This window comes from Phenylobacterium sp. SCN 70-31 (assembly GCF_001724605.1).
GTDB lineage: Bacteria > Pseudomonadota > Alphaproteobacteria > Caulobacterales > Caulobacteraceae > Phenylobacterium.
Genome location: NZ_MEEX01000016.1, coordinates 61990 through 88952, shown reverse-complemented (window position 1 = coordinate 88952; position 26963 = coordinate 61990). Strand labels below are relative to the sequence as shown.

26 protein-coding genes and 1 tRNA gene are annotated in these 26963 nt (G+C 69.3%); 13 read left to right on the top strand and 14 right to left on the bottom strand.

The window, feature by feature from the left end; translation table 11 throughout:
* Positions 1–352: TonB-dependent receptor plug domain-containing protein (locus tag ABS78_RS13560; protein ID WP_363083243.1), on the bottom strand; the 352-nt coding region annotated here is incomplete at its 3' end.
* Between the two features lie 918 nt (positions 353–1270).
* Here ABS78_RS13560 and ilvD point away from each other — a divergent pair.
* From ilvD to ABS78_RS13540, 4 genes are all read left to right on the top strand, one after another.
* The gene (gene ilvD / locus ABS78_RS13555) at positions 1271–3001 is read left to right on the top strand and encodes a dihydroxy-acid dehydratase (protein ID WP_293379994.1); all 1731 of its coding nucleotides are present in this window, start codon (positions 1271–1273) and stop codon (positions 2999–3001) included.
* Between the two features lie 111 nt (positions 3002–3112).
* The gene (gene gatC, locus ABS78_RS13550) at positions 3113–3400 is read left to right on the top strand and encodes an Asp-tRNA(Asn)/Glu-tRNA(Gln) amidotransferase subunit GatC (RefSeq protein ID WP_293379991.1); all 288 of its coding nucleotides are present in this window, start codon (positions 3113–3115) and stop codon (positions 3398–3400) included.
* Positions 3401–4882 (top strand): Asp-tRNA(Asn)/Glu-tRNA(Gln) amidotransferase subunit GatA, encoded by a 1482-nt coding sequence (gene gatA, locus ABS78_RS13545; RefSeq protein ID WP_293379988.1) that lies wholly within the window; start codon positions 3401–3403, stop codon positions 4880–4882.
* Between the two features lie 61 nt (positions 4883–4943).
* Positions 4944–5462, top strand: coding sequence for a TlpA disulfide reductase family protein (locus ABS78_RS13540; protein ID WP_293379985.1), 519 nt, complete (start codon positions 4944–4946; stop codon positions 5460–5462).
* Between the two features lie 32 nt (positions 5463–5494).
* Here ABS78_RS13540 and ABS78_RS13535 read toward each other — a convergent pair whose 3' ends face one another.
* A complete protein-coding gene (locus tag ABS78_RS13535; RefSeq protein ID WP_293379982.1) occupies positions 5495–5809 on the bottom strand; it encodes a hypothetical protein in 315 nt (104 codons plus the stop codon).
* A 129-nt stretch (positions 5810–5938) separates the two neighbouring features.
* Here ABS78_RS13535 and gatB point away from each other — a divergent pair, with 129 nt between their 5' ends.
* Positions 5939–7438, top strand: a complete 1500-nt coding sequence (gene gatB, locus ABS78_RS13530) for an Asp-tRNA(Asn)/Glu-tRNA(Gln) amidotransferase subunit GatB (RefSeq protein ID WP_293379979.1) — start codon at positions 5939–5941, stop codon at positions 7436–7438.
* A gap of 4 nt (positions 7439–7442) precedes the next feature.
* On the opposite strand, the gene ABS78_RS13525 is transcribed toward gatB, so the two are convergent.
* Positions 7443–7994, bottom strand: a complete 552-nt coding sequence (locus ABS78_RS13525; protein WP_293379976.1) for an RcnB family protein — start codon at positions 7992–7994, stop codon at positions 7443–7445.
* 225 nt (positions 7995–8219) lie between these two features.
* On the opposite strand from ABS78_RS13525, the gene ABS78_RS13520 reads away from it, so the two are divergent.
* Both ABS78_RS13520 and ABS78_RS13515 read left to right on the top strand, forming a co-directional pair.
* Complete coding sequence (locus ABS78_RS13520; RefSeq protein WP_293379973.1) at positions 8220–8492, top strand: sel1 repeat family protein; 273 nt, start codon at positions 8220–8222, stop codon at positions 8490–8492.
* Positions 8493–8626: 134 nt separating this feature from the next.
* Positions 8627–8716: transfer RNA gene (locus ABS78_RS13515), tRNA-Ser, on the top strand.
* 185 nt (positions 8717–8901) lie between these two features.
* Here the strand turns inward: ABS78_RS13515 and ABS78_RS13510 are convergent.
* Both ABS78_RS13510 and ABS78_RS13505 read right to left on the bottom strand, forming a co-directional pair.
* On the bottom strand, positions 8902–10671 hold the full coding sequence (locus ABS78_RS13510) for a tetratricopeptide repeat protein (protein WP_293379970.1): 1770 nt from the start codon (positions 10669–10671) through the stop codon (positions 8902–8904).
* Between the two features lie 196 nt (positions 10672–10867).
* Complete coding sequence (locus ABS78_RS13505) at positions 10868–11059, bottom strand: hypothetical protein (RefSeq protein ID WP_293379967.1); 192 nt, start codon at positions 11057–11059, stop codon at positions 10868–10870.
* Here ABS78_RS13505 and ABS78_RS13500 point away from each other — a divergent pair.
* The 3 genes from ABS78_RS13500 to ABS78_RS13490 all read left to right on the top strand — a co-directional run bounded on the left by ABS78_RS13500 (position 11046) and on the right by ABS78_RS13490 (position 13681).
* Positions 11046–11525 (top strand): VOC family protein, encoded by a 480-nt coding sequence (locus ABS78_RS13500; RefSeq protein ID WP_363083238.1) that lies wholly within the window; start codon positions 11046–11048, stop codon positions 11523–11525. The genes ABS78_RS13505 and ABS78_RS13500 overlap by 14 nt on opposite strands.
* Positions 11526–11638: 113 nt before the next feature.
* Positions 11639–13129, top strand: coding sequence for an NAD(P)/FAD-dependent oxidoreductase (locus ABS78_RS13495; protein ID WP_293379964.1), 1491 nt, complete (start codon positions 11639–11641; stop codon positions 13127–13129).
* A 60-nt stretch (positions 13130–13189) separates the two neighbouring features.
* Entirely contained in the window at positions 13190–13681 is a 492-nt protein-coding gene (locus tag ABS78_RS13490) for a hypothetical protein (protein WP_293379962.1), read from the top strand.
* Here ABS78_RS13490 and ABS78_RS13485 read toward each other — a convergent pair.
* Complete coding sequence (locus ABS78_RS13485) at positions 13678–13848, bottom strand: hypothetical protein (RefSeq protein ID WP_293379959.1); 171 nt, start codon at positions 13846–13848, stop codon at positions 13678–13680. The genes ABS78_RS13490 and ABS78_RS13485 overlap by 4 nt on opposite strands.
* A 157-nt stretch (positions 13849–14005) precedes the next feature.
* Between ABS78_RS13485 and ABS78_RS13480 the strand changes: the two genes are divergently transcribed.
* Both ABS78_RS13480 and ABS78_RS13475 read left to right on the top strand, forming a co-directional pair.
* Positions 14006–14620 carry a glutathione S-transferase family protein gene (locus ABS78_RS13480; protein ID WP_293379956.1) on the top strand — a complete coding sequence of 205 codons (615 nt, stop codon included), beginning with the start codon at positions 14006–14008 and terminating at the stop codon, positions 14618–14620.
* Entirely contained in the window at positions 14617–16089 is a 1473-nt protein-coding gene (locus tag ABS78_RS13475) for an MFS transporter (protein ID WP_293379953.1), read from the top strand. The genes ABS78_RS13480 and ABS78_RS13475 overlap by 4 nt, the downstream gene beginning before the upstream one ends.
* Here ABS78_RS13475 and ABS78_RS13470 read toward each other — a convergent pair.
* Positions 16086–17645 (bottom strand): long-chain-fatty-acid--CoA ligase, encoded by a 1560-nt coding sequence (locus ABS78_RS13470; RefSeq protein ID WP_293379950.1) that lies wholly within the window; start codon positions 17643–17645, stop codon positions 16086–16088. The two genes, ABS78_RS13475 and ABS78_RS13470, sit on opposite strands and share 4 nt — an antisense overlap.
* 141 nt (positions 17646–17786) lie before the next feature.
* Positions 17787–18311 (bottom strand): sigma-70 family RNA polymerase sigma factor, encoded by a 525-nt coding sequence (locus ABS78_RS13465; RefSeq protein WP_293379947.1) that lies wholly within the window; start codon positions 18309–18311, stop codon positions 17787–17789.
* Positions 18312–18570: 259 nt separating this feature from the next.
* Here ABS78_RS13465 and egtB point away from each other — a divergent pair, with 259 nt between their 5' ends.
* Positions 18571–20775 carry an ergothioneine biosynthesis protein EgtB gene (gene egtB, locus ABS78_RS13460; RefSeq protein ID WP_293379944.1) on the top strand — a complete coding sequence of 735 codons (2205 nt, stop codon included), beginning with the start codon at positions 18571–18573 and terminating at the stop codon, positions 20773–20775.
* 159 nt (positions 20776–20934) lie between these two features.
* On the opposite strand, the gene ABS78_RS13455 is transcribed toward egtB, so the two are convergent.
* The 6 genes from ABS78_RS13455 to ABS78_RS13430 form a co-directional block, all read right to left on the bottom strand.
* Entirely contained in the window at positions 20935–21147 is a 213-nt protein-coding gene (locus ABS78_RS13455) for a general stress protein (protein ID WP_293379941.1), read from the bottom strand.
* A 75-nt stretch (positions 21148–21222) separates the two neighbouring features.
* Positions 21223–22449: an ABC transporter permease gene (locus tag ABS78_RS13450; protein WP_293379938.1), complete on the bottom strand. Its 1227-nt coding sequence runs from the start codon at positions 22447–22449 to the stop codon at positions 21223–21225.
* Positions 22446–23129: an ABC transporter ATP-binding protein gene (locus tag ABS78_RS13445; RefSeq protein ID WP_293379935.1), complete on the bottom strand. Its 684-nt coding sequence runs from the start codon at positions 23127–23129 to the stop codon at positions 22446–22448. The genes ABS78_RS13450 and ABS78_RS13445 overlap by 4 nt, the downstream gene beginning before the upstream one ends.
* 4 nt (positions 23130–23133) lie before the next feature.
* Positions 23134–24717, bottom strand: a complete 1584-nt coding sequence (locus ABS78_RS13440) for an efflux RND transporter periplasmic adaptor subunit (protein WP_293379932.1) — start codon at positions 24715–24717, stop codon at positions 23134–23136.
* A gap of 117 nt (positions 24718–24834) precedes the next feature.
* On the bottom strand, positions 24835–26172 hold the full coding sequence (locus ABS78_RS13435) for an ATP-binding protein (RefSeq protein ID WP_293379929.1): 1338 nt from the start codon (positions 26170–26172) through the stop codon (positions 24835–24837).
* The gene (locus ABS78_RS13430) at positions 26169–26906 is read right to left on the bottom strand and encodes a response regulator (RefSeq protein ID WP_293379926.1); all 738 of its coding nucleotides are present in this window, start codon (positions 26904–26906) and stop codon (positions 26169–26171) included. The genes ABS78_RS13435 and ABS78_RS13430 overlap by 4 nt, the downstream gene beginning before the upstream one ends.
* Positions 26907–26963: the final 57 nt, after the last annotated feature.

Genomic DNA, 26963 nt, shown 5'->3' with positions numbered 1-26963 from the left:
CCAGGACCGTCGAGGTGGTGAACAGGCCGTCGATGTAGATCGACACCGCCCCGTCCACCGCGTGGACGTTGGTGAGGCGGCCGATGCCCCGCATGCTCGAGCGGTCGTTGGACGACTGGTAGACGAAGCCCGGCGTGAAATTGGTCAGGTCCTGGACCGTGCTGATCCCAACCATGTCGCGCTGCTTGCTGGTGAACGCCGAGATGGCCACCGGCACGTCCTGCAGGCTCTGCTCGCGCTTTTCAGCCGTGACAACCAGTTCCTCGATGGTGAAGCCGCTCTGGGCGTGGGCCGAGCCGGCGACAGCCGCGGCCAATGCGCCCGAGGCGAACAGAAACGCTTTCAACTTCATATTATGAGACCTCCCAGCAGCGCGGCGCTTTGGTGCGCCCTCTTGTGAAAATTGGAACGGCGCCAGCCCGTGAGGCTGGCGCCGCGGCAGTCACCAGAACTTCGGCGTCGCCCGCCACGGACGCGTCCGCCGAGAGCACGTGGGTCAGCCGGCCGGGGCCTCGCAGCGAGACGTGATCCGTCGAGCTGGAGGCCGGGCGTGAAGTTCGTGATGTCCCGAATGGACTGGATGTCTACGTCGCGCCGTTCCGACGTGAAGGCGGGGATCGCAACCGGTGCGTCCTGGAGGCCTTGCTCGCGCTTCTCCGCGGCGACGACCTGCTCCGCGAGGGTGTTCGCGGCCGACTGGGCCTGGGCCGATGCGCCGATCAGGGCGGCCAGCGAGGGGCTGGCCGCCAGCAACTGATGCCTCAACCCCATCTGAAGTGCCTCCCCGCAGCTTCGATGACGGCGCTATTGCCTGCGCCTGCTCACGAAGGCTGAAGCAGGTGCGGGGTGTCGTCAACGCAATTGCCGAATATGAACGTCGATAAGTTAATTAGACTCAGTTAGTGTGGCTGTTGTGCAAAAGCAGGAGTCGCATGGAGACTTGTAGAGTCGAAGGAATTGGGTGATGATCTGTTGGTTTCTGACTTTGTTCATCCCAATGACAACCTAGGGGCGCGCGAAAAGCGCGCCCTTTTTGTATTTTGCTGACGCATTTGAGCCGCAAGTAGCCAATATTTCGCAATTGCGAAACAAATAGACCCCTTGCGCAATAAAGGCTCGGGCTGGTTTGGAGACCGACGTTATCCGCAATGCAGCAACGCGGGTTGCGGTCTGGAAAATTCATCCTGAAGTTGATTTTTCGGACGCCCCTTTCGCCCGCGGCCCGCCACCCTTAGAGAGGGCCGCGAAAAACCGCGGAGGCGAGTGACCCATGCATCGGAAGCCCGACGGATCCTGGGACAAGGCCCGGCTGCCGAGCCGCCATACGACCGAAGGCCCCGCCCGGGCGCCGCACCGGTCGTACTATTACGCCATGGGCCTCGGCTCGCGGGAGATCGCCCAGCCGTTCGTGGGGGTCGCGTCGTGCTGGAACGAGGCGGCGCCCTGCAACACCGCCCTCATGCGCCAGGCCCACGCCGCCGCCGAGGGTGTGAAGCGGGCGGGCGGAACGCCGCGCGAGTTCTGCACCATCACCGTCACCGACGGCATCGCCATGGGCCACGAAGGCATGCGCAGTTCGCTGGTCAGCCGCGAGGTGATCGCCGACTCGGTGGAACTGACCATGCGGGGCCACGCGTATGACGCCCTGGTCGGCGTCGCCGGCTGCGACAAGAGCCTCCCGGGCATGATGATGGCCATGCTGCGCCTGAACGTGCCCAGCGCGTTCATCTACGGCGGCTCGATCCTTCCGGGCTCGTGGCGGGGCCGCGACGTCACCGTTCAGGACATGTTCGAGGCGGTCGGCCAGCACTCGGCCGGGACGATGAGCCTGGAAGATCTGTGCGATCTGGAACAGCACGCCTGTCCCGGCGACGGGGCGTGCGGCGGCCAGTACACGGCCAACACCATGGCCTGCGTGTCCGAGGCCATCGGTCTGGCGCTGCCGCTGTCGTCGGCGCTGCCGGCGGCCTATCTGCACCGCGACCAGTACGCCGAGGCCACGGGCGAGGCGGTCATGGCGCTGCTGGAGCGCAACATCCGCCCGCGCGACATCTGCACGCGCGAGGCGTTCGAGAACGCGGCTGTCGTGGTCGCGGCCACCGGCGGATCGACCAACGGCGGCCTGCACCTGCCGGCCATGGCGCACGAGTGCGGGATCCGCTTCACCCTGCGTGATGTCGCCGAGATCATGAAGAGGACGCCGTACCTGACCGACCTGATGCCCGGCGGGAAGTATCCGGCCAAGAAGATGGGCGAGGCGGGCGGCGTGCCGATGCTGCTGCGCACGCTGCTGGATGCGGGTCTGATCCACGGCGACTGCATGACCGTGACGGGCAAGACCATCCGGGAGAACCTGGAAGGCGTGGTCTGGAACGGCGACCAGGACGTGATCCGGCCGGTCTCCAACCCCTTCACGCCCACCGGCGGCGTCGTGGGCCTCTGGGGTTCGCTGGCGCCCGAAGGGGCCATCGTGAAGGTGGCGGGCCTCAAGCATGTGAAGCATCGCGGCCCGGCGCGGGTGTTCGACGGAGAGGAGGCCTGTTTCGCCGCCGTCGAGGCCCGCGACTACAAGGAAGGCGAGGTCCTGGTCATCCGGTACGAAGGACCCAAGGGCGGTCCGGGGATGCGCGAGATGCTGTCCACGACCGCCGCCATCAAGGGGCAGGGGGTCGAGAACATCGCCCTGATCACCGACGGGCGGTTCTCGGGCGCCACGCGCGGCCTGTGCATCGGCCACGTCGGTCCCGAAGCCCAGGACGGCGGCCCCATCGCGCTGGTCCGCGACGGCGACATCATCAGCATCGACGCCGACGCCGGCACGATCGACCTGGAGGTCGACGCCGACGAACTGGAGCGCCGCAAGGCCGAATGGAAGCCGCGCCGGACCAACTACCAGAGCGGCGCGGTGTGGAAGTTCGCCCAGGCGGTAGGGCCGGCGCACCTGGGCGCCACGACCCATCCGGGCGGGGCGGCTGAAACGCACGTCTACGCCGACATCTGACCGCGCTCCTGGCGACCGACCGCCGTCCCGCGACGTCGGAAATCGCCGGCCCCCTTGCGCGGGCAGGGGGGCGCGGCTAACCCACGCCCTCTGTTTCGAGGAGGGATGGTCATGGCCATCGACGTCGCGACCGTCAGGAAGGTTGCAAGGCTGGCGCGCATCGCCGAGCCGGAAGACCGGTTGGAGCCGCTGGCCCGGGAGCTGAGCGGCATCCTGAACTGGATCGAGCAACTGAGCGAGGTCGACACCGACGGCGTCGAGCCGATGGCTTCGACCGAGGCCGTGACGCTGCCGATGCGCGAAGATGTCGTCACCGACGGTGGCGACCCTCAGCGCGTGCTGTCAAACGCGCCCAGGTCGGAGAAGAGCTTCTTCGTGGTGCCGAAGGTGGTGGAATAGATGTCGAAGGACTCCGCCCTGACCGGGCTCACCCTCAGGTCCGCCCTGGACGGACTGGCGAACCGGTCGTTCTCGTCCGAGGAGATCACCCGGGCCCACCTGGACGCGATCGAAGGCGCGCGGGCGCTCAACGCCTATGTGGTCGAGACTCCGGAGCGCGCCCTGGAGATGGCCCGCGCCTCCGACGCCCGTCGGGCGTCCGGCGACGCCGGACCGCTGGACGGCGCGCCGCTGGGGATCAAGGACCTGTTCTGCACCGAGGGTGTGGAGTCCACCGCCGCCTCGAACATCCTGCGGGGCTTCAAGCCCACATACGAGTCCACCGTTACCGCCAACCTGTGGCGGGACGGGGCGGTGATGCTGGGCAAGCTCAACATGGACGAGTTCGCCATGGGCTCGTCCAACGAGACCTCGGCGTGGGGGCCGGTGGTCAACCCGTGGCGGGCGCGAGGGGGCGACGCCGACCTGACCCCCGGCGGCTCGTCCGGCGGCTCGGCCGCGGCGGTCGCCGCCGACCTGTGCCTGGGCGCCACCGCCACCGACACCGGCGGCTCGATCCGCCAGCCCGCGGCCTTCACCGGCACGGTCGGGATCAAGCCCACCTACGGCCGCTGCTCGCGCTGGGGGATCGTGGCGTTCGCCTCGTCGCTGGACCAGGCCGGCCCGATGGGGCGGACGGTCGAGGACGCCGCCATCCTGCTGAGGTCGATGGCCGGCCACGACCCGAAGGACTCCACCAGCCTTCCGGTCGAGACGCCGGACTTCCCGGCCTTCTGCGGCCAGTCGGTCAAGGGGCTGCGGGTGGGTATCCCGAAGGAGTATCGCGTCGAGGGCATGCCGGCCGAGATCGAGGCATTGTGGGAGCAGGGGATCGCCTGGGTCCGCGACGCCGGCTGCGAGATCGTCGAAGTCAGCCTGCCGCACACGAAATATGCGCTCCCGGCCTACTACATCGTGGCCCCGGCCGAGGCGTCGTCGAACCTCGCCCGCTACGACGGGATGCGCTACGGCCTGCGCGTCGAGGGCGCCAACCTCATCGAGACGTACGAGCAGACCCGCGCCGAGGGCTTCGGCGCCGAGGTGAAGCGCCGTATCCTGATCGGAACCTACGTGCTGTCGGCCGGCTACTACGACGCCTACTATCTGAAGGCGCTGAAGGTGCGCCGCCGCATCGCCGACGACTTCGACCAGGCCTGGGAAAAGGTGGACGCCCTGCTGACCCCGACGGCGCCGTCGGCGGCCTTTGCGCTGGGCCAGAAGTCGGACGACCCGGTGGCGATGTACCTCAACGACATCTTCACGGTGACGGTGAACCTCGCCGGCCTGCCGGGGATGAGCGTGCCGGCGGGCCTGGACGCCCAGGGCCTTCCGCTGGGCCTCCAGCTCATCGGCCGCAACCTCGACGAGGGCACGCTCTTTTCGCTGGGTTCGGCGATCGAGAAGGCCGCCGACTTCCGCGCAAAGCCCCAGCGCTGGTGGTGACGCCGCAAGCTTGACTTCAACCCGGACGTTCCACAGCTTCGCCGGCGTCCGGGGGGTTGTCGTGATCGATGTTCGAACCGTCCTGCTCGCGCTGGCGCTCCTGATTGCGCCGGCCTCGGCGTCCGCCGCGCCGAAGGTGGGCGAAGCCGCGCCGCCCATGACGCTGGTGACCTACGAGGGCCGGGAAGTCCGTCTGGCCGACCTGCGGGGCAAGGTGGTCATCCTGAATTACTGGGCGACCTGGTGCGCCCCGTGCCGCGTCGAGCTGCCCGCACTGGACGACTACCTGCGCCGCCATCGTGGCCGGGATCTGGCGATCTATGCGGTCGAGGTGTCGGGGGCGCCGCGCCAGAATCTGGGGCCATTGGCGTCCGTGCTGTCGTTCGAGATGGTCGCCCGCCTGAAGGGCCGTGGCTACGGCCGGATCCAAGGGGCTGTGCCGACCAACTACGTGATCGACCGGGCCGGCGTGCTTCGCCACGCCGAGGCGGGGGCGTTCACGGCGAAGAGTCTGGACGCGATCGTGACGCCTTTGCTGCGTGAACCCGCGCCTGTTGCGGTTTCGGCCGCCTCGCCCTGAACGGTGTCCTGGGCGGAGGCGGCCGTCCGGGATCAGAGCTTGTCGAATTCGGCCTGGATTTCCTTGAGCTTCGCGTCGTCGATGGCGCCCTGGCTCATCGGCGCGACCTGGCTCAGCGTCATCGTGGCGATCTGATCGTAGAACTGCGTGATCTCGGGCAACGCCTTCTCGAGCGCGGCCTTGGCCTTGTCGTTCTTGATGATGTCGCCGATCGGCGTGGACTCGACCGAAAGCTTGGCGGCCGGCGCCGCGGCGGCTCCGTGGTTGGCATGGTCCTGGGCCTGGGCGAGCGCCGGAGCGGAGACCGCGGCCAGGGCGAGGGCGGCGGCGAGGGCGATAGTCTTCATGGGTGTTCCTTTTCCCCGGTCTTGACGCCGTTAAGACGCGCCGAACTTTGACTCCAATTCCCGGCCTTTGCGCAAGAGGGCTTCTGCGCCCGCTTCACGTCCGGCGCGCGCGGCGCTAGTACCGGCGGCATGAACGACGTGACGAATGCAAAGGTGATCCAGGGCCGGACCGGTCCGTGGGAAATCGTCCTGGGCCTTGAGGTCCACGCCCAGGTGGCGTCGAACGCCAAGCTGTTTTCGGGGGCCGCCGTCGGCGCGGGCGCGGCGCCCAACACCCAGGTGTCGCTGGTGGACGCGGCCATGCCCGGCATGCTGCCGGTCATCAACCGCCATTGCGTGGAGCAGGCGATCCGCACCGGCCTGGGCCTGAAGGCCAAGATCAACGCGTGGTCGCGCTTCGACCGGAAGAACTACTTCTATCCGGACCTGCCCCAGGGCTATCAGATCAGCCAGTTCAAGGACCCGATCGTGGGCGAGGGCGAGGTCATCGTCGAACGCGACGACGGCTCGGCCTTCACCGTGCGCATCGAGCGACTGCACCTGGAGCAGGACGCCGGCAAGCTGCTGCACGACCAGGACCCCGACTTCACCTATGCCGACCTGAACCGCGCGGGCACGGCGCTGATGGAGATCGTCTCGCGCCCCGACATGCGCACCTCGGAAGAGGCCGCCGCCTATGTGAAGAAGCTGCGCACGATCCTCGTCTACCTGGGCACCTGCGACGGCGACATGGAGAAGGGCAACCTGCGGGCCGACGTGAACGTCTCGGTCTGCCGTCCGGGCGACTACGAGAAGTTCCGCGAGACCGGTGACTTCGGGCATCTGGGCACGCGCTGCGAGATCAAGAACGTCAACTCGTTCCGCTTCATCCAGCAGGCGATCGAGTACGAGGCGCGCCGGCAGATCGAGATTCTCGAGGACGGGGGCTCGATCACGCAGGAGACGCGCCTGTTCGACCCCAACAAGGGCGAGACGCGGTCCATGCGGTCCAAGGAGGACGCCATGGACTATCGCTACTTCCCCGATCCGGACCTCATTCCGCTGGTGCTGGACCCGGCGTGGATCAAGCGCATCGAGGCCGACCTGCCCGAGCTGCCCGACGCCAAGAAGGCCCGGCTGCAGTCGCAGTACGGCCTGTCGGCCTATGACGCCGGCGTGCTGATCACCGAACAGGCCCGCGCCGACTTCTACGAGGCGGCCGCGAAAGGCCGTGACGCCAAGCTGGTGTCGAACTGGGTCACCAACGACCTGGCCGCGCGCCTGACCGCCGGCGGGATCGACATCGCCGACAGTCCTATCAGCCCAGCGGCCATCGCCGAACTGGTGCAGCTCATCGAGGAGGGCGTGATCTCCTCCAAGATCGCCAAGGACGTCTTCGAGCGCATGTGGGCGGGGGAGGGCGGCGCCTCCGAGATCGTCGAGACGCAGGGCCTCAAGCAGGTCAGCGACACCGGCGCCCTGGAAAAGATCGTCGACGACCTGATCGCCGCCAACCCCGGCCAGGCCGAAGCGGTGAAGGAGAAGCCCCAGGCCATCGGCTGGTTCGTGGGCCAGGTGATGAAGGCCACCGGCGGCAAGGCCAACCCGGGGGCCGTCAATCAGCTCCTGAAGGCCAAGCTGGGCCTCTGAGCGCCTACTGCACCATGTCGAAGACGCGCCCGTCGGCCAGCGACACCAGGGCGAAGCCGTCGCCCACGCGCACCCAGGCGTAGCCCTGGGGCGGAGGGCGCAGGCGATGGCGCCGGTAGTCCTCGACAACCGAGCCCCGGTAGCTGTCGGGCAGATAGCCCCCGCGGCGGGCCGAGGCGGGCGGCGCGAAGCCGCGGGCGGGCGGGCCGCCGTCATAGCGCTGGGCCGGTCCCCGGCGCGCGTCGCCATAGCCCAGGGCCGGCACGCGGGCGCGGCGTTCGTCGTCGTCGCGCCGGACCTCGGCGCGGCCCTCGCGCCCGCGGTCCTGATCCACCCAGCGGCGGCTGTCGCGCCCTTCCGCCGCCGGTCGCTGGCTTCGGGGCCCGTCGCTGCGCTCCGCGCGACTCCGGTCCGGGCGGCCCTGATCGCCACGGCCGCGTTCCGAACGCTCGGCTCCGCGACCGCGGTCGTCGCCGCGATACTGGGCCGAGGCCGCGTGCGGCGCAGCCGAGGCGAGGGCGGCCAGGGCCGCGATGACGAGGAACCGACGTTTCATCTCGCCGACGATCATCGTCCCCGGGGCTGAACTGTCCCTGAACAGAGCCGACCTCTTTCCCGCACGCCATGACCTGAACTGCGGCAGGGTGTCCCAGGGCGCTATTCTGACAATATGACAACCGCGGCTTTAACCATGTGTTCAGCCCGAGGGCGATTTTCTTCGCTCACAGGCTGGTGACAGGGCTCGAAAAGCGGGCTCGCCGGCCGGATGGGAACGAAGACCATGCTGGCGAGCATCGACATGAAGTCCGATGGCCTGCCGCTGCCGACTCCGGACGCGACGGGCGACGAACTGTTCCGTATGGGCCTGCTGTATTCGACGGGCCAGGGCGGCGCGCCGCTCGACTACGTTTCGGCGCACATGCTGTTCAACCTGGCCGCGATGCGCGGCTCGGTCGAGGCCAAGGTCTACCGCAAGGAACTCGCCGGCGAGATGGCGAGCGACGAGGTCGCCGAAGCCCAGCGCCAGGCCCGGCAATGGCTGGCCCAGGCCTGAGCCGAGCCTGAAGCCGGCCTGAAGCTGGACCGATCCGGAGCGGGCGCGAAATCCGCGCGTCCGACCGGCTAGGCAGAGGCGTCTTCGTCCGCTAAGAACCGCCCTCCCGTGGGCGCTTCGGTCGCCTGCGAGCCGGTGACGTGGCCGAGTGGCTGAAGGCAACGGTTTGCTAAATCGTCATACTCGAAAGGGTATCGAGGGTTCGAATCCCTCCGTCACCGCCATTTCCTCCTAGGGGGAAATCACGCCGCCCTCGGTGGGCGTGGACGATTTCTGGACAATATCACCTCCTGCCGGACCTGCAGGCTCCATTGATCCGCCTCGGGTAGATTTCGAGCAGTACGCGCCTCGGCAAGCCCTCGCCGCCGCCGGACACGTGTCGCTCGACGGGACGGAGCGCCACCCCGCGTCAGAGGCGATCCATGCGGAGCCAGCGGGGATTTCCCAGCCACGCCCTGGACAGCGCCTGCTTCGCCGCGGCCGCCTCGAGCCGCCGCCCTTGCGCCGCTTCGCTCTGCATCAGACCGTAGAGCGCCCATCCGTTGTTGGGCGTCTGGGCCAGCGCGGCGCGAAAGGCCTGGGCGGCCTCGGCGTATCGCCCGTCCTGGTGCAGCGCCGCGCCCAGGGACTGGCTGACGGGCTGATACCAGAAGGCCGGCTCCTGGTAGGGAAGGCCGTCTTCGATGGCGATCGCGCGGCGATAGTGCGCGGCGGCTTCGCCATGCCGTCCCCGCGCCGACGCCATGCGGCCCTGGGCCACCGCCTCGGCCAGCGTCAGGAGATCCTTCGCCGGCATGCCCTGTTCGATCATGTCCGCGAAGGCGTCCGAGTCCTTGAGGGCGGCGATGCCCGCCATCTCGCGGTCGAAGCCCTTCTGATCGCGCAACTGGGCATAGGCGACCGCACGGGCGTAGCGCCGCATGGCCACGGCATAGGGGAGCCGGGCGTCGGCGGCGGGCATCTCCAGGATCGCCCTGGGCTCGGCGAACTGCGCGAACGCCAGATAGGGCGCGGCGTCGATCACCTGAATCCACGCGATCCTGGATGACGTCTCGGGGTCGAGCACCGTGCGGAGCCGCTGCGCCTCCCGGATGGCGGTGGTCATGTCGCCGGCCATCTGCGCCGAGGTCACGATGAAATGGATGTTGTGGGGATAGTAGCCGTAGCGCAGCAGGCCCTGGTCGTCGGTGGCCTGGATGAAGGCCTCGTCGGCGCGGACCGCGGCCACATTGACCCGGATCGAGTCCGCGTGGCGGCCGCGCCGCGCGTAGATGTGGCCGGGCATGTGCACCAGATGGCCGGCGCTCGGCGTCAGCGGGGACGAGAGGCGATCGGCCGCCGCCTCGGCCCGTTCGGGATCGCTGGCCTCCATGAGGTGGATGTAGAGATGCGCGGCCTGCACATGGGCGGGATCGCGCTTCAGGACGCTCTCGACGAGGCGGACGGCGTCGCCGCTCCGCCCCACGGGCGTACGCTTGTCGGCCTCCCAGTAGTTCCACGGCGTGGTGTCCATCGCCGCCTCGGCGGCCAGGACCGCGATGTCGTGGTCGTCGGGGAACTGGCGCGCCACGGCGAGCATCGCATCGGCGTACGCCGCATCCAGCGTTCCCCGATCCGCCGCCGGATCCCGGGAATACCGATGGGCGACGGCTTCGATCAGCGCCCGTTCCCGAGGGCTTGCCCGGCCGCGCAACGCCATCGCCCTGTCCATCGCCGCCAGCGCCGCGTCCCGGTCCCGGTCGTCCATCGGGGCGTTGATGTTCGGACCGAGCGCGACGGCCTCGCCCCACCAGCACATGGCGCACTCAGGATCCAGGCGCTGGGCCTCGCGGAACGAGCGGACGGCGCCGGCGTGGTTGAAGCCGTAGGTGAGGAGCAGGCCCTGGCTGAAGTAGCGCTGCGCCTCGGCGCTTGCGGTCGTCACGCCGAACGGTGAGGTCGCCAGGTCGGGATACAGCGGAATGGGTCTGAGTTGCGCCGCAGGCGCGGCGACGGCGGCCGCGATGAGCAGTTCGCGGGTGAGGGCGCCTCCCGACGTTCGCGGCGCGCACATCGATGCGGCGAGACGGGTGGGATCGAGCAGGGCCAGGGCGTCGGCGGAAAGGCTGGGCGGGCTGGCGGAGCCCGCAAGCATGACGCCGGTTCCGCTCACGACCGCGGCCTTCACGAACCATCTCATGGGCGTTCTCCCGGAACGAAGGGCTTCAAGGAAGGAACAATTGGCAGTCTGGAATGTACTCCCGGCGACCGGCCGGAGCCGACGCCGCCCGCAGGGGCGGAAAACCCGAACGCTACAGGTGCGAAGCCCGATCGGGCCGCCGAGGCGCCTTCCCGAAGGGCCACGGGACAGCCCGGCCCGCCGGCGCAGTTCAGGCCTATCGGCGGTCACAATCAAGAGCCTTGCAACCTGTGGCCGTCACATCCGCGTTCCAGTACGCCTCCGGGGCGACGGCGTGTCGGAACGCCGGCTCGACGAACGTCTTGAAGTCATCATCTTCCGCTTCGTCCGCAGCGATGACGGCGGGAGACGCCTTCGGATCGAGAGGAAAAGCCATGGCGATCGCCAAGAACACCATCTGCATCTGGTACGACACCGACGCCGAGGCGGCCGCACGCTTCTACGCCGAGACGTTTCCCGACAGCTTCGTGAGCGCCGTCCATCGGGCGCCGGGAGACTATCCGTCGGGCAAGGCCGGCGACGTCCTGACCGTCGAGTTCACCGTGGCCGGGGTCTCTTGCATCGGCCTGAACGGCGGACCGGCGTTCAAGCACACCGAGGCCTTCTCGTTCCAGATCGCCACCGACGATCAGGAGGAGACCGACCGCTACTGGAACGCCATCGTCGGCAACGGTGGCGAGGAGAGCATGTGCGGCTGGTGCAGGGATCGCTGGGGGATTTCCTGGCAGATCACGCCGCGTGTGCTGACCGAGGCGATGGCGGCCGGCGGTGGGGAGGCGAAGCGGGCGTTCGAGGCCATGATGGAGATGCGGAAGATCGACGTGGCCGCCATCGAGGCCGCGCGGCGCGGCTGAAGGGGCGCAGGGGAGGGGCCAGGCGCGAAGTCGGCGATGGTCCCGCCTCGGCATCCTGACAACTGAACGTCGATCAGTTATCCTGGCGCCCACTTCGGGGACGGAAACCGGGAATGACCATCGAGCACTTCGACGTCCTGATCGTCGGCGCGGGCCTGTCGGGCGTGGGCGCGGGCTATCATCTCAAGTCGGCCTGCCCTGACCGCAGCTTCGTCATCCTGGAGGGCCGCGACGCCATCGGCGGCACCTGGGACCTGTTCCGCTACCCCGGCATCCGCTCGGACTCGGACATGTACACCCTGGGCTACGCCTTCAAGCCGTGGACCCAGGCCAAGGCCATCGCCGACGGGCCTTCGATCCTGAAGTATGTGCGCGACACCGCCGCCGAGAATGGCTTGGATCGTCATATCCGCTTCGGCCAAAAGGTGACGCGCGCCGACTGGTCGAACATCGACGGCCGCTGGACCGTCGAGGCGCGGGTCGGCGGCGAAACCCGCACCTTCACGGCCGGATTCCTGTTCATGTGCGGCGGGTACTACTCGTACGACGGTGGCTACACGCCCGACTACCCGGGGGTGGAGTCGTTCAAGGGCGCGCTGGTCCATCCCCAGCAATGGCCCGAAGACCTGAACTACGCCGGCAAGAAGGTGGTGGTGATCGGCTCTGGGGCGACCGCGGTCACCCTCGTGCCCGAGATGGCCCGGACGGCCGGCCACGTCACCATGCTGCAACGCTCGCCCACCTATGTGGTCAGCCGCCCGGCCGAGGACGCCATGGCCAACTGGCTCCGCGCGAAGCTGCCGGGCAAGCTGGCGTACGACATCGTGCGCTGGCGCAACGTGCTGTTCGGCATGTACTTCTTCAATCTCGCGCGGAAGAAGCCCGAAGCCGTCAAGGCCAACATCATCAAGATGGTGCGCGAGCAACTCGGCCCCGACTACGATGTCGACCGTCATTTCACCCCCACCTACAACCCCTGGGACCAGCGACTGTGTCTGGCGCCCGACGCCGACATGTTCAACGAGATCAAGTCCGGTCGGGCCTCGGTGGTCACCGACCACATCGAGACCTTCACGGAGAGGGGCGTTCGCCTGAAGTCCGGTCAGGAGCTGGACGCCGACGTGGTGGTCTCGGCCACCGGTCTGGTGCTGGAGGTCTGGAACGGCATCGCCGTCAGCGTGGACGGGCAGGCCGTCGATCCCGGCCGGACGCTCGCCTACAAGGGCATGATGTACGAAGGCGTGCCGAACCTCGCGTCGGCCTTCGGCTACACCAACGCCTCCTGGACGCTGAAGTGCGACCTGACGTGCGAGTACGTCTGCCGCCTGCTGAACCATATGAAGAAGACGGGTTCCACCACCGTCGTCCCGGTCAACGACGATCCCTCGGTCACGTTCGAGCCGTGGCTGGATTTCTCGTCGGGTTACGTCCAGCGGGCGATGGCGAAGTTCCCCAAGCAGGGGAACAAGGTCCCGTGGAAGCTGAACCAGAACTACGCGCTCGACCTGATGAGCCTGCGCTATTCCAAGCTGGAGGATGGCGTGCTGCGGTTCTCGCGTGCGGCGGGCCGTTCGGCGGGGGCGCCCGAGAAGCTGGCGGCCTGACGCGGGCCGGCTTGCATTAGAAAATTACATAAGTAATCTGTCGATGGGGAGGATCGACAGATGGCGAATGTGCGCACGCATGCACCACGAGGCCGTCGCGGCCGGAATGTCCTGGTCGCGGTGGGATTCCTCGCCGGCCTGGGCATGTCGGCGTTCCTCTTCGGCGGAGGCTATCTGCGCCAGCGCGACGCGGCCCTGACACGCGCCGCGGGCGCCACGATCGAGGGGCCGCCCTGCGAAGCCTTGAGCCGGGCGGAGTTCGAGGCGCGGGGCCTGAAGGCGCCGAAGGCCACGTTCTACGGCGATGTCGTCTTCGCCCGGCAGTTCGGCCACATGTCGTGCGACTCCCTGCGATATGGCGCGGGCTGGGGAACCGAAACCTATCCCGTCTGCCAGTTCACCAGTCCCAACGCCCTGCGCGTGAAGACGGTCCGGGGCGAATGGTTCTTCCTGCCCGGACCTGGCCAGCCCGCGACGGTTTCCACGGCGGAGGGCCGGGCGACCTGCGTGCTGGCCGCCCATTTCACGATGGAGTCGCTGGTGAACCGCTAGGTGGTGTGGCCGTCGGGCAGGGGGCGGTCGACCGGGATCGGCGCCTCGGCGCCGCCTGAACCGCCCTGGGGCCGGCGGCTGATGGCGAAGTGGCCGGCGTCCGGCGGAGGGTAGCGGTTGGGGCGCGCCCTGGGCCGCGAAAGCTGCGCTTTCAGGCGCGAGAGCATGTCGTCCAGGCTCTCGTCCGGGCCCGTCGGATCGGGGCGGAAGCTGTGCTCTGATATAACGTCGGTATACGATATCGAGGCCCGTGATTCTACCCCGCCACGAAGCCGGCGTGCTAAGCCGGCACGCGAAGATCGAGAACGGGGAAGGGAATTCGACGTGAAGCTCTACACCTCCATCGGCCCCAATCCGCGGGTCGTGAAGATGTTCCTGGCCGAGAAGGGGATCGACGTCGAGCGCGTCGAGGTGGACCTGCGCGCCGGCGAGAACCGTCAGGCGGCCTATCTGGCGGTCAACCCGGCGGGCCAGACCCCGGCGCTGGAGCTGGAGAGCGGCGCGCATCTCGCCGAGATCACCGCCATCTGCGAATACCTGGAGGAGGTGACGCCGAACCCGCCCCTGATCGGGACCACGGCCGAGGAACGGGCCGTCACCCGCATGTGGACGCGCCGCGTCGACCTGAAGATCTGTGAGCCGATGGCGAACGGCTTCCGGTTCGCCGAAGGCCTGCCCATGTTCGAGAGCCGCATGCGGTGTCTGCCCGAGGCGGCTCCGGGCCTGAAAGCGGTCGCGCAGGACGGCCTCGCCTGGCTCGAGGAAGGTTTCCAGGGACCGTGGATCGCGGGCGGGCGGTTCACACTCGCCGACATCCTGCTGTTCAGTTTCCTCGACTTCGGCGCGGCGGTCGGGCAGCCGCTGGACGCCGGATACGCCAAGGTGAGCGACTGGTTCGCCCGCGTGAAGGCCCGTCCCAGCGCCGCCGCCAGCGCGTGAGCCGTTCCGGCCGCCAGGAGGGCTCGGGCTCCCAAACCCCGGTGGCCGACACCGACGCCCGGTCACCGGTCCCGGCGCAGGACGGGTTGCCGGTCCCGCAGCGCTACTGGTCGGTCGCGGCCATCTGGCTGGCCATGGCCATGTCGGTTCTGGACGGGGCGATCGCCAATGTCGCCCTGCCCACCATCGCCGCCGACCTCGGCGCCAGCGCGGCGTCGTCCATCTGGGTGGTCAACGCCTATCAGCTCGCGATCACCGTCACGCTGCTGCCGTTGGCGGCCCTGGGCGACCGGCTGGGATATCGGCGGGTCTACATCGCCGGCCTGATGGTGTTCACCCTGGGGTCCCTGGGCTGCGCCCTGGCCGACACCCTGCCGCAACTCACCACGGCGCGCGTCTTCCAGGGGCTGGGCGCGGGCGCGATCATGAGCATCAACGCCGCGCTCGTCCGGTTCACCTATCCCAAGCGGCTTCTCGGCCGCGGCATCGGGCTGAACGCCCTGGTGATCTCGATGGCGGCGGCGACGGGGCCGACGGTGGCCGCGGGCATCCTGGCGCACGCGTCCTGGCCCTGGCTCTTCGCCGTCAACGTCCCGATCGGCCTGCTGGCCATCGTCCTGGGCGTGCGGGCGTTGCCGCGAACGGTGGGGTCGTCGCGCCCCTTCGACGGGGTGTCGGCGCTGCTCAACGCCCTCGCGTTCGGCTTCCTGATCCTGGGGGCCGAGAGTCTGGCGCGCGAAGGCCTGGCGTCAGGGCTGTGGAAGCTGGCGGTCGGCGCCGTAGCGGCGGTGCTCCTGGTCCGACGGGAGCTGTCGCGCGATGCGCCGCTCGTGCCGTTCGACCTGATGCGGATTCCGATCTTCGGCCTCTCGATCGCCACCTCGATCGTCTCGTTCACGGCCCAGATGATGGCCTTCGTCAGCCTGCCTTTCTATTTCCAGACCGTGCTGGGTCGCAGCGCCGTGGAGACGGGGCTGCTGATGACGGCCTGGCCGCTGGCCGTGGGGGTCGCCGCACCGCTGGCGGGGCGGCTGGCCGATCGTCATCGCGCGGGGATGCTGGGCGGCGTCGGGCTCGGCGTGTTCGCCGCCGGACTTGCCGCCTTGTCCCTGGTGAAGCCCGGCGCCGCCGATCTCGACATCGTCTGGCGCATGGCGCTCTGCGGCCTGGGTTTCGGCTTCTTCCAGGCGCCCAACAACCGCGCGATGGTCACCTCGGCCCCGCTGCACCGCAGCGGCGCGGCGGGCGGCGCGCTGGCGACGGCGCGGTTGCTGGGCCAGACGGCGGGGGCCGTCACCACGGCCGCCTTCTTCCATCTGGCCGGCACGGCGGCGACGACGACGATCCTCGCCCTGGCCGCCGGGCTCGCCCTCGCGGCCGCCGGGGTGAGCCTGCTCCGTCTCAAGCTCTCGCCACGTCCGCGTCCCGAGCCGCTCGACCGGAGCCCGGACGTGGCCGCAGGCCCTTAGCCGACGTTGCGGCCCAGGCCCTCCCAGTAGGGCTTGCGCAGCTCGCGGCGCAGCACCTTGCCGGACGGATTGCGCGGCAGGGCGTCGATGAACTCCACGGTCTTGGGCGCCTTGTAGGCGGCGATGCGTCCGCGCGCCCACGCGATGATATCGGCGGCCGAGGGGTCGGTTCCCGGCGCTCGCACGACGATGGCCTTCACCGCTTCGCCCCACTTCTCGTCGGGCACCCCGATGACCGCGGCGTCGGCGACGCCGGGACAGCCCAGGATCGCGTTCTCCACCTCGGCCGGATAGACGTTCTCGCCCCCCGACACGATCATGTCCTTGACCCGGTCGTGGACGAAAAAGAAGCCTTCCTCGTCCATGTAGCCGGCGTCGCCGGTGCGCAGCCAGCCGTCGGGCCGGATCGTCTCGGCCGTGGCCTGGTCGCGGTTCCAGTAGCCTGCCATGACGATGGGGCCGCGGATTTCGATCTCGCCGATTTCGCCGGGCCCCAGCGTTTCGCCGTCCTCGCTGGCGATGCGGGTCTCCAAAGTCGCCCACGGCCGCCCGCACGAGCGCAGGAGCTGGCCACGATGGTCGGCGGGCGCGAGCGTGGTGCCGGCGCCCGTGGTCTCGGTCATTCCGTAGAACTGGATGAAGCCGCAGCCGAAGGTCTGGGTCGCCTTGGCCAGCACCGCTTCCGAGATCGGGGAGGCGCCATAGGACACCGTCTTCAGGCTGGAATAGTCGACCTGGTCGACCCCCGGAGTCTGGAGCAGGGCGTTGATCATCACCGGGGCCAGGAAGACGTGCGCCACCTTTTCCTCGCCGAAGGCCTTGAGGACCGCGGGCGGGACGAAGTCGGCCTGGAGCACCAGCCGGCCGCCGGCCGCCAGGCCCGAGAAGCTGATGTTGGTGCCCGCGACGTGGAACATCGGCATGAGGATGAGAACGGTGTCGTCCGCCTCGTAGCTGAAGCCGTCGACCAGATGACGAAGCGCCAGGAACGCCGAATAGTTGGCGTTGGTCAGGCGCACGCCCTTGGGCAGGCCGGTGGTGCCCGAGGTGTAGAGCTGCAGCACGTCGTCCTCGGGCTGCGGGGGTTCGATCCGGGGCGCCGGGGCCGCATCGCGCAGGGCATGATACGAGCCGAAGACGGGATGCTCGCCGCCCACGGCGATCGTGCGGATCGAGCGGTCCATCCCCGCCAGAACCTCGCCGGCGAAGTCGAAGAACTCGGGCGTGACGAAGAAGACGTCCGCTCCGGAATCCTTCAGGATGAACGCGACCTCGGGCACGGCCAGGCGCGAGTTGATGGGGGCGAAACAGGCCCTGGCCTTGGCCACGCCGAAGAAGATTTCGTACCAGGCCTCGGACGGTCGCCCCAGCCACGCCACGCGGTCGCCGGGCTTGACGCCCGCCTGTTGCAAGAGGCCCGCCGCCTGGTCGGATCTCCGGTCCAGTTCGGCGTAGGTCAGGTCTCGGCCTTCGAAATGCACGGCCACGCGGTCGCCGCGCTCGCGGCCGTGGACCGTGGCGATGTCGATCAGGGTCTTGATAGGATCGTCTTGCATGCGGCGCCGTTTCGCTCCCAGCGGGCGTTTCGCCCGTCGTTCCGGCGATAGCTAGCCGATGCCGGGCGTCCGGCCAAACCCCACGTAGGGTCATCGTCGCGAAGGTGCGGCCGTTGGGGCGGGACCGGGGGATCGGACCCGTCAGGCGCTGGCCGCGGTGCGGGTCTCCACCATCAGGACCTCGGCCGGATCGTCGGCGTCCATGATCCGCAGCAGGCGGGCGCGGGCGCGGTTCACCCGGCTCTTGATGGTGCCCAGGGCGCAGCCGCAGATTTCGGCCGCCTCCTCGTAGGACAGGCCGGCCGCGCCGACCAGGATGAGAGCCTCGCGATGCTCGTCCGGCAACTGCTGAAGCGCGGCCTGGAGCGAACGGAGGGTGATGCTCCAATCCTGGCTCGGCGGCGCCGTCAGGGTCTCGGCGTATTCTCCGTTCTCGTCGCTCACCTCGCGACGGCGGCGCGTCACGGTCGTGTAGTAGGTGTTTCGAAGGATGGTGAAGAGCCAGGCCCGCAGGTTCGTGCCCGGTTGGAATTTCTCGCGATTGGACCAGGCCTTGATGAGCGTGTCCTGAACCAGGTCGTCGGCGTCCGAGCCATTGCGGCTCAGCGACCACGCGAACGCCCGCAACGCTGGTATGAGGGCCACGACCTCGTCACGCCATTCCATCCACGCCCTCGCGACCCGGTTCTACGACCAGGGGTTAAGCATACACTAGCAAAGGTTGAACGCGGCGGAGCGCCGGGCGTTCCAGCCGGAACCGCGTTCCTAGGGATGACGTTGTCGCGGGGCCACGGGATCGCCGATGCGGTCCTGTCCGAGTGAGGCGGCATGGTTCTGGGCGCCGCGCAGGCCCATTGTCGCGTTCTTGTTTTGTATCCATGATGCGCGCCGTCGTCGCCGATGGCGGCCTGGAGGAGTCGGACCCATGCGCGCCGTCGAGGAGACCCGCCCGGGTCGGGATGTCGAGGCCCCGTCGGCGCTTGCGCGCTATCGGGCTGTGCGTCGTGGTTCGGAGGCCCTGATCCGGTCGCTGACGCCCGAGGACATGGCGGCGCAATCGATGCCTGACGCCAGCCCCACCAAGTGGCACCTGGCGCATACGACGTGGTTCTTCGAGACCTTCCTGCTCGAACCGCGGCTGCCGGGCTACCGGCCGTTCGACCCGCGCTTCGGCTACCTCTTCAATTCCTACTACGAGCAGGTGGGGCCGCGGCATCCGCGACCGGCGCGCGGCCTGATCACGCGGCCCACCGTGGCCGACGTCCTCGCCTATCGCACCCATGTCGACGCGGGGATGGAGCGCCTGATCGCCGGCGAGGGTGAGATGATCGCCGCCCTGCTCGATCTCGGCCTGGCCCACGAGGAGCAGCATCAGGAACTGATCCTGATGGATGTCCTGCATCTTTTCGCCCAGTCGCCGCTGGCGCCCGCCTATGCGCCTCCGCGGGGCGGGGCGATCACGCCGCCCGTCGCGCCGGTGACCTATGCCGACTTCGCGGGCGGCCTCGTCGAGATCGGGCATGACGGAGCGGGCTTCGCCTTCGACAACGAAGGGCCGCGACACCGCGTGTGGCTGGAGCCGTTCCGGCTGGCCGAACGGCTGGTGACCAATGGCGAGTGGTTGGCCTTCATGGACGATGGCGGCTACCGGCGCCCTGAGCTGTGGCTCTCGGACGGCTGGGCGCGGGTGCGCGAGGAGGGGTGGGCGGCGCCGGCCTACTGGCGCCCGGACGACAACGGGCGGTGGCGGGTGATGGGTCTGCACGGCCTGCGCCCGCTGGACCCGGACCGGCCGGTCAGCCACGTCAGCTACTACGAGGCCGACGCTTATGCGACCTGGGCCGGCGCGCGCCTCCCCACCGAGGCCGAGTGGGAGCACGCCGTCCGGAGCGCAGCCCCCGAAGTCGACGAGGGCCTCTGGCTCGATCCCGCGCCGGCGCGGGCGGGGGCGGGCCTCCAGCAGATGTATCGGCGGCTTTGGCAATGGACCCGCAGCGCCTACCTGCCCTATGCGGGCTTTCGCCCGGCCGCCGGGGCGGTGGGCGAGTACAACGGCAAGTTCATGTCGGGTCAGTTCGTCCTGCGCGGCGGCGCCTGCGTGACGCCGCCAGGCCATGTGCGGTCGACCTACCGCAACTTCTTCTATCCGCATCAGCGCTGGATGTTCTCGGGCGTGCGGCTGGCGCTGGACGGCGTGGGAGAGGGGCGCGCGCCTTCGGATTTCGAGGCCGATGTTCTGGCCGGGCTGTCCCGAACGCCGAAGTCGATCCCGCCGAAGCACTTCTACGATGCGGCCGGCTCCGCGCTGTTCGAGGCGATCACCGAGCTTCCGGAATACTATCCCACCCGCACCGAAGTGGCGCTGCTCGAGGCTTCCGCCGCCGACATCGCCGCCGGCATTCCGGAGGGCGCCGCGCTGATCGAGTTCGGTTCGGGCGCCAGCACAAAGACGCGGATCCTGCTGGACGCGGCGCCTCAGGTGGCGGTGTACGCCCCCATCGACATCAGCGCCTCGGCGCTGGACGCGGCGGCGGCCGCCATCCGGGCCGACTATCCGGGGCTCGTCGTCGCGCCCCTTCGCGACGACTTCACCGACGCGCTCCGGTTGCCGGCCGAGGTGGAAGATCGTCCGGTCGTGGGGTTTTTCCCGGGCTCCACCCTCGGCAATTTCACGACGGACGAGGCGCAGGCCTTCCTGGTGGGCGCGCGACGCCTCCTGGGGGCCGGAGCGACGTTCCTGGTGGGGATCGACCTCGCGAAGGACCCAGATGTGCTGGTGGCGGCGTACGACGACGCCCAGGGTGTGACGGCGGCGTTCAACCGCAACCTTCTGGTCCGCATCAACCGCGAGCTGGACGGGCGTTTCGACCTGGACGCCTTCGCGCACCGCGCCCTGTGGAACGCGGCGCGCAGCCGGATCGAGATGCACCTGGTGAGCCTGCGCGAGCAGACGGTCGTCGTCCGCGGCCGGGCGTTCCACTTCGCCGCCGGAGAGACCCTCCATACCGAGAACTCGCACAAGTTCACGATGGAGGGGTTCGCTGCGCTGGCTGCGGGCGCCGGTTGGCGAGTCGACGCGCAGTGGATCAGCGCCGAGCCCGCCTTCGCCCTGGTGCGCCTCAGCGGCTGACTGGGCGACTGACTGCGGAGTTCAATCATCCGCCGTTTCGGCTGCACGGCCGGGCTGCGGCCGCAGCTCCGGGATACACATCCGCGGACATACAAGCGCGGACGCCTGGGGGAGGGCGTCCGCGCTCAGTTTCCGGACAGGCTCAGCCTGGCCTGCGGTTCAGCTCTCGCGGTTGCGGCTGCGTCCGCCGCCACGCGAGGCCTCGCCGCCCTTGCGGCCGGCGGCTGCGGCGAGGTCGCGGTCCTTGGCGAAACTGCGCTTCTCGCCGGGTACGCTCGCGCCGCCCTTGCGGGCGATCTCACGGCGGCGTTCCGGGTTCATGGCGGCGAAGCCGCGCCGGGCGCGGGGCTTGCCGGGGTCGAGGGTAGGCATCGAGGGGGTCTCCTCTGGGGGCTTGCCGTTTGAGAACCCCCGAGGCGCGGTCAAGGTTGCGTCCCGACGTGAGACTTATTCGCGGCGCAGCGCCTCGATGGGATCCAGCCGCGCCGCCCGCCACGACGGATAGGCGCCGAACACCAGGCCGACGACCATCGAGAAGCCCAGGGCCAGGGGGCCGGCCCAGGGCGGAACGGCGGCCGGCCAATCGCCCAGCCGGGCGATGGCGAACGCGCCCAGGACGCCCAGGGAAAGGCCGATCAGCCCGCCGACGAGCGACAGGGACACCGACTCCAGGGCGAACTGGATCAGGATATGGCTCCGCTTCGCGCCGACCGCCATGCGCAGGCCGATCTCGCGGGTCCGTTCGGTCACCGCCACCAGCATGATGTTCATGATCCCCACGCCGCCGACGACCAGCGAAACGCCCGCCACCGCCGCCAGCAGGACCGTGAAGGCGCCGACAGCGGCCTGGCTCGCCTCCAGGATGGACGCCATATTCTGGGTCTGGAAATCGTCATCGTCGCCGGGCCGGATCTTGTGCTGCTCGCGCAGCAGGTTGGTGACGTCGTCCTGCACCTGATTGAGGCTCTGTTCGTCGGCCGCCTTCACATAGATCGTCTGGACCGCATCGCCCCGGAAACGCCGTCCGGTAATGCGTGATCGCACGGCGCTCAGCGGCGCCAGAACGACGTCGTCCTGATCCTGGCCGAAGCCCGCCTGGCCCTTGGATTCCAGCACCCCGATCACCTCGAAGGGCACGCTGCGTACGCGGACCCGTCGACCTACCGGATCGGCGTCGCCCCAGAGTTCGCGGGCGACGGTCGGCCCCACCACCAGCACCTTGCGGCCCTGTCGGCCTTCGCGCTCGTCGAACATACGCCCGGACGCGACCCGGAGGTCGCGGGCGAGCAGGTAGTCGGGCGTCACACCCTGGATCTGGGTGTTCCAGTTGGCGCCGTCCGAGGCCAGCTGAGCCTGTCCGCGCACCAGCGGCGCGACGGCGGTCACGTTTTCGACCTGACGTGCGATGGCCTCGGCGTCGCTGTCGCGGAGCGAGAACCCACCGCCCGCGCCCTGGCTGACCGGTCCCCGCTGGAAGTTGGGCGTGACGATGATGAGGTTCGAGCCCAGGCCCGAGATCGCCTCGGTCACGCGCTGCTGGGCGCCCAGGCCGATCGAGGTCATCATCACCACAGCGGCGACGCCGATCACCACGCCCAGCGAGGTCAGCACGCTGCGCATGGGATGGGCGACGATCGCGCCCAGGGCGAAGCGGATCAGTTCGAGAAAGCTCATGCCGCACGTCCTCGCTCGTCCGAGACGATGTGTCCGTCGCGGAACGCCACCCGTCGCCCGGCCTGGGCGGCGACGTCGGGGTCGTGGGTGACGATGGCCAGGGTGAGGCCGTCGGCGTTCAACTCTTCGAAGAGGCGCAGCACCTCCTCGCCGGTGTGGGTGTCGAGCGCGCCCGTCGGTTCGTCGGCCAGCAGCAGGTCGGGCCGGTTCGCGAGTGAGCGGGCGATGGCCACGCGCTGTTGCTGGCCCCCCGAGAGCTGGGTGGGCCTGTGGCTCATCCGCGCGCCCAGGCCGACACGTTCCAGGAGTTCCGCCGCCCGGGCGCGCCGCTCGCCACGATCCAGGCCGGCGTAAATCATCGGCAGCTCGACGTTCTGCAATGCCGAGAGGCGTGGCAGGAGCTGGAACGACTGGAACACGAAGCCGATGCGCCGGCGCCGGAAGTCGGCGAGATCGTCGTCGGTGAAGTTCCCCACGTCGTCGCCGTCGAAGGCGTAGCGGCCGGTTGTGGGCCGATCCAGGCCGCCCAGGATGTTCATGAGGGTCGACTTGCCGGACCCGGAGGGGCCGATGACCGCCACGTACTCGCCGCGGTCGATCGAGAGGCTCACGCCGGCCAGGGCCGCCACCTCTTCGTCGCCCATCAGATAGACCTTGGTCAGGTCGCGGATCTCGATCATCCGCCTACATCCGCACGCGCACGCCGCCGCCGGGGCCGGCCGGACCGGCGGCGCCCCCGCGGAGTTCCGCCTTGGGGCGTGGCCCGCCCCCGACGATCACCTGATCGCCGGGCTTCAGGTCGCTGGCGACGATCTCGGTCGAGGCGCCGTCGGTCGCCCCCGAGCGGACGACCACCGGCGTCGGCTTGCCGTCACGGAGGACGTACAGCGTGCCGGCGCGCAGGGATTCGCCGTTCCGGCCCTCGCGGCCGCCTTGACCCATGTTGGCGCGCAACGCCGCCAGCTTCGCCTTCTGGTCCACCCGAAGCATCGGCTCCAGCTTGGCGAAGGCCTCGCCCAGGGTCTTCGAGATGGCGTCCCGCATCGCCTGCGGATTGCCGGCCGCCGACGCCCGCGCCGCCTGCATCTTTTCGCGCAGGCCGGAGCTGATGGTCTCCCACGCGGCCTTCTGCCTGGCGTCGAGGTCGAGCTGTTCGACGATCCGCGAACCCATCATCCCGCCCTGGCGGTTGGTCTGCTGACCCCCGCCCGGCGGACCGCCAAGGCCGGGCGCGCCCATCATGCCGACGCCGCCCCGAGAGGTCCGGCCGCCCTCCGAGGGGGGCGACCAGCGCAGGGCCGCCGAGGCGACCTTCATGACGTTGCGCCGGGTGTCGATGAGGATGTCGGCGTTGGCCGTCATGCCCGGCAACAGCTTCCGTTGCGGATTGGCGGCTTCCGCGATGACCGTATAGGCGACGACGTTCTGTTCGGTGGTCGGCTGCATCCGCACCTGGGTGACCACGCCTTCGAACGTGTCGTCCGGAAAGGCGTCGACGGTGAAGCGCACCTGCTGGCCTTCCCGGACCTGTCCCACGTCGGCCTCGTCGACGCTGATCTTCACCTCCACCCTGGACAGGTCCTGAGCGATGGTGAACAGGACCGGGGCCTGGAGGCTGGCCGCCACCGTGGCGCCGGGCTCGACCTTGCGGTCGATCACCACGCCGTCGATCGGCGAGACGATGGTGGTGCGGCCCAGGTCCGCCTGCTGGCTGCGCAGCGCGGCGCGGCTCTGGTTCACCCGCGCCTGGGCGGCGGCGACGTTGGCCTGGGCGGTGCGTAGGGCGGCGGTGGCCTGATCCAGGGTGGAGGGCGAGTACCAGCCCTGGTCCACCAGGGTCTTCTTGCGGTCGTAGTCGGCCTGGGCGTTCGCCAGGGTGGCCTGGGCCTGCCGCACCGAAGCCTCGCCTGCGGCGATGTCGGCTTGACCCTGGGCCACGCGCGACTGGAAGGTCTGGGGGTCGATCACCGCCAAGGTCTGGCCGGCGCGCACCTGGTCGTTGAAGTCGGCCAGCACGCGGATCACCTGGCCCGAGATCTGGGAGCCGATGTCCACCGTGTTCAGGGCCTGGAGCGTGCCCGACGCCGAGACCGAGCGCGTGATGTCGCCCTGCTCGACGGTGGCGAACCGATAGGGGTCCTTCTCGGGCTTCGGCCGCATCTGCCAGGCCGCGAGGGCCGCGATCGCCAGCACGACCAGGCCCAGTCCGATCCAGATGTTGCGCGACAGGCGGAAGGAACGCCGACGGGAGGTCTTGTTCAGGCTCATGTCGTCCCAAGTGTAAGGGGCCCGAATGAACCCCGCCTGACTAGGCCAGAAGCGCTTTTCCGGCCGATTTCATTTCCGATACCGAATTGCGGCGCCCGGCCTGGAGATGAAGGCGGGCTAGAGAGGCAGCAGGACGCGCGCGCGCAGTCCGCCGCCCTGGCGATTGATCAGGCTCACGTCTCCGCCATGCCCGCGGGCGATGGAGCGCACCACGGCCAGACCCAGCCCGATGCCGCCGGTCTGGCGGTTGCGCGACGGCTCGCGGCGGTAGAAGGGCTCGAAGACCCTCTCGGTGTCGGCCGCCGGTATCCCCGGGCCATCGTCGTCGATCTCGACCACCGCATGGCCGGCGTCGCGGAACACCCGGGCCCGCGCCTGGCCGCCGAATTTGACGGCGTTTTCCAGCAGATTGGCGAACAGCCGCCGGAGCGCCATGGGGTCGCCCTCCAGCACCACCTTCTCGCCGGCCTCGGCCTCGGCCCTGGCTCCGGTCTCGGCCATTTCGTCGCAGAGACTCTCGATCAGGGAAGACAGTTCGAGCGGCGTGCGCTCGCCCGGCCTGGTCGCGTCGCGCACGAACGCGAGCGTGGCCGCGATCATCGCCTCCATCTGGTCCAGGTCGGCGGCATACTTGGCGCGCTGGTCGTCGGGGAGGCTCTCGATGCGAAAGCGCAGTCGGGTGAGGGGAGTGCGCAGGTCGTGGGCGATGGCGCCGACCATGGCTGTCCGGTCCTCGACGTATCTCTGGAGACGTTCCTGCATCTCGTTGAAGGCGCGCGCCGCCACGCCGATCTCTGCGGGGCCCTTCAGCGCCAGGGGCGGGGCCTTGGGGTCGCGGCCAAGCCGTTCGGCCGCCTGGGCGAAGACCTGGATCGGCTTGGAGAGCCGGCGCGCGAAGATCCACGTCACCGGCGTCATCAGCAAGGCCGACAGCGCGAACCACAGGGCGACCCGCTGCTGCCAGTCGTCCAGTCCGAAACGCGGTTCCGAGCGAACGACCGCCCAGCGCCCGTCCGACTGGCGTACGCCGACCTGGAAGGGGTTGATCAGGAAATGCTCGTCCTGGCGGATGCCGGCCTGGACCGCCCGGTCGCGGATGATGCGACCCACCCGCCGGTCCGACAGCGGGCCGCGCTCGCCCGCCAGGACCACGTGGTCGACCGGCACCCCCAGGTCGGCGGCGATCTGGGCGCGGATGTCGGGGATCGTCCGCCCCTCCAGCGGCGGGCGAGGCGGTTCATCCTGGTGCGAAAGCACCAGCTGGCGCCGCTCGGTGAAGGTGGGCGGCGCACCGCGATAGGTCTGCTCGATCTCGCTGATGCGGTAGAAGTCCGGCGCCGGCGGCGGCAGCAGGATGAGCAGCGCGCTGCTCATCACCCAGGCGGCGACCAGCGTCAGGCTCGTGAGCGTCAGGAGCTGGACGAACAGCGACCCCTTGGGCCGGAGTGGCGTCACGTGCGCTTCACCTTGGCGGTGAACATGTAGCCTTCGTTGCGAATCGTGCGGATCAGGTCGTGGCCGCCGCCGCCATCGTCCAGCTTGCGGCGCAGGCGGCTGATCTGCACGTCGATGGCGCGGTCGAAGGCTTCGCTGTCGGGCCCCCGGGCGAACTCGAGGAGCTGATCCCGGGTCAGCACCCGCTGCGGGCGCTCCACGAACGCCCGCAAAAGGGAGAACTCTCCCGACGACAGGTTGACCACCACCCCGGCCGGAGAGCGCAGCTCGCGCCGCACCAGGTCCAGGCGCCAGCCGGCGAACTCGCAGCCCGCCCCCAGCGGCCCGGAGGTGGGGCGCTGTTCCGAGCGGCGCAGGACGGCCCGGACGCGGGCCAGCAGTTCACGCGGGTTGCAGGGTTTGGCGAGATAGTCGTCCGCGCCCAGCTCCAGGCCGACGATCCGGTCGGTCTCCTCGCCCATAGCCGAGAGCATGATGATCGGGGGGGCGGCCTCGGCGCCGGTCAGGCGGCGGCAGACGGCCAGTCCGTCCTCACCCGGCATCATGATGTCGAGCACGATCAGGTCGACGGGCCCACGCTCCAGGGCGCGGTCCATCTCGGCGGCGTCGGCGGCCGTCTCCACCTTGTAGCCGTGGCGTCCGAGGAAGTCGGACACCACGTCGCGGATGCCCGGATCGTCGTCGACCATCAGGATGCGGGCGCCGGCCCCGGACATGTCAGTCGCAATCTCCATGCGCGCCAGCTTCGTCGCCGGCCGTAACGTGCGAATGTCCCAACTGAAACCCAGATG

Excerpts from the sequence above, each read along its gene's own strand:
- egtB (WP_293379944.1), top strand. The coding sequence starts at position 18,571 with ATGCGCGCCGTCGAGGAGACCCGCCCGGGTCGGGATGTCGAGGCCCCG.
- ABS78_RS13465 (WP_293379947.1), bottom strand. The coding sequence starts at position 18,311 with ATGGAATGGCGTGACGAGGTCGTGGCCCTCATACCAGCGTTGCGGGCG.
- gatC (WP_293379991.1), top strand. The coding sequence starts at position 3,113 with ATGGCCATCGACGTCGCGACCGTCAGGAAGGTTGCAAGGCTGGCGCGC.
- ABS78_RS13440 (WP_293379932.1), bottom strand. The coding sequence starts at position 24,717 with ATGAGCCTGAACAAGACCTCCCGTCGGCGTTCCTTCCGCCTGTCGCGC.
- ABS78_RS13535 (WP_293379982.1), bottom strand. The coding sequence starts at position 5,809 with ATGAAGACTATCGCCCTCGCCGCCGCCCTCGCCCTGGCCGCGGTCTCC.
- ABS78_RS13485 (WP_293379959.1), bottom strand. The coding sequence starts at position 13,848 with ATGCTCTCGCGCCTGAAAGCGCAGCTTTCGCGGCCCAGGGCGCGCCCC.
- ilvD (WP_293379994.1), top strand. The coding sequence starts at position 1,271 with ATGCATCGGAAGCCCGACGGATCCTGGGACAAGGCCCGGCTGCCGAGC.
- ABS78_RS13430 (WP_293379926.1), bottom strand. The coding sequence starts at position 26,906 with ATGGAGATTGCGACTGACATGTCCGGGGCCGGCGCCCGCATCCTGATG.
- ABS78_RS13455 (WP_293379941.1), bottom strand. The coding sequence starts at position 21,147 with ATGCCTACCCTCGACCCCGGCAAGCCCCGCGCCCGGCGCGGCTTCGCC.
- ABS78_RS13495 (WP_293379964.1), top strand. The coding sequence starts at position 11,639 with ATGACCATCGAGCACTTCGACGTCCTGATCGTCGGCGCGGGCCTGTCG.
- ABS78_RS13500 (WP_363083238.1), top strand. The coding sequence starts at position 11,046 with ATGGCGATCGCCAAGAACACCATCTGCATCTGGTACGACACCGACGCC.
- ABS78_RS13520 (WP_293379973.1), top strand. The coding sequence starts at position 8,220 with ATGCTGGCGAGCATCGACATGAAGTCCGATGGCCTGCCGCTGCCGACT.
- gatB (WP_293379979.1), top strand. The coding sequence starts at position 5,939 with ATGAACGACGTGACGAATGCAAAGGTGATCCAGGGCCGGACCGGTCCG.
- ABS78_RS13525 (WP_293379976.1), bottom strand. The coding sequence starts at position 7,994 with ATGAAACGTCGGTTCCTCGTCATCGCGGCCCTGGCCGCCCTCGCCTCG.
- ABS78_RS13450 (WP_293379938.1), bottom strand. The coding sequence starts at position 22,449 with ATGAGCTTTCTCGAACTGATCCGCTTCGCCCTGGGCGCGATCGTCGCC.
- ABS78_RS13445 (WP_293379935.1), bottom strand. The coding sequence starts at position 23,129 with ATGATCGAGATCCGCGACCTGACCAAGGTCTATCTGATGGGCGACGAA.
- ABS78_RS13510 (WP_293379970.1), bottom strand. The coding sequence starts at position 10,671 with ATGAGATGGTTCGTGAAGGCCGCGGTCGTGAGCGGAACCGGCGTCATG.
- ABS78_RS13470 (WP_293379950.1), bottom strand. The coding sequence starts at position 17,645 with ATGCAAGACGATCCTATCAAGACCCTGATCGACATCGCCACGGTCCAC.
- gatA (WP_293379988.1), top strand. The coding sequence starts at position 3,401 with ATGTCGAAGGACTCCGCCCTGACCGGGCTCACCCTCAGGTCCGCCCTG.
- ABS78_RS13490 (WP_293379962.1), top strand. The coding sequence starts at position 13,190 with ATGGCGAATGTGCGCACGCATGCACCACGAGGCCGTCGCGGCCGGAAT.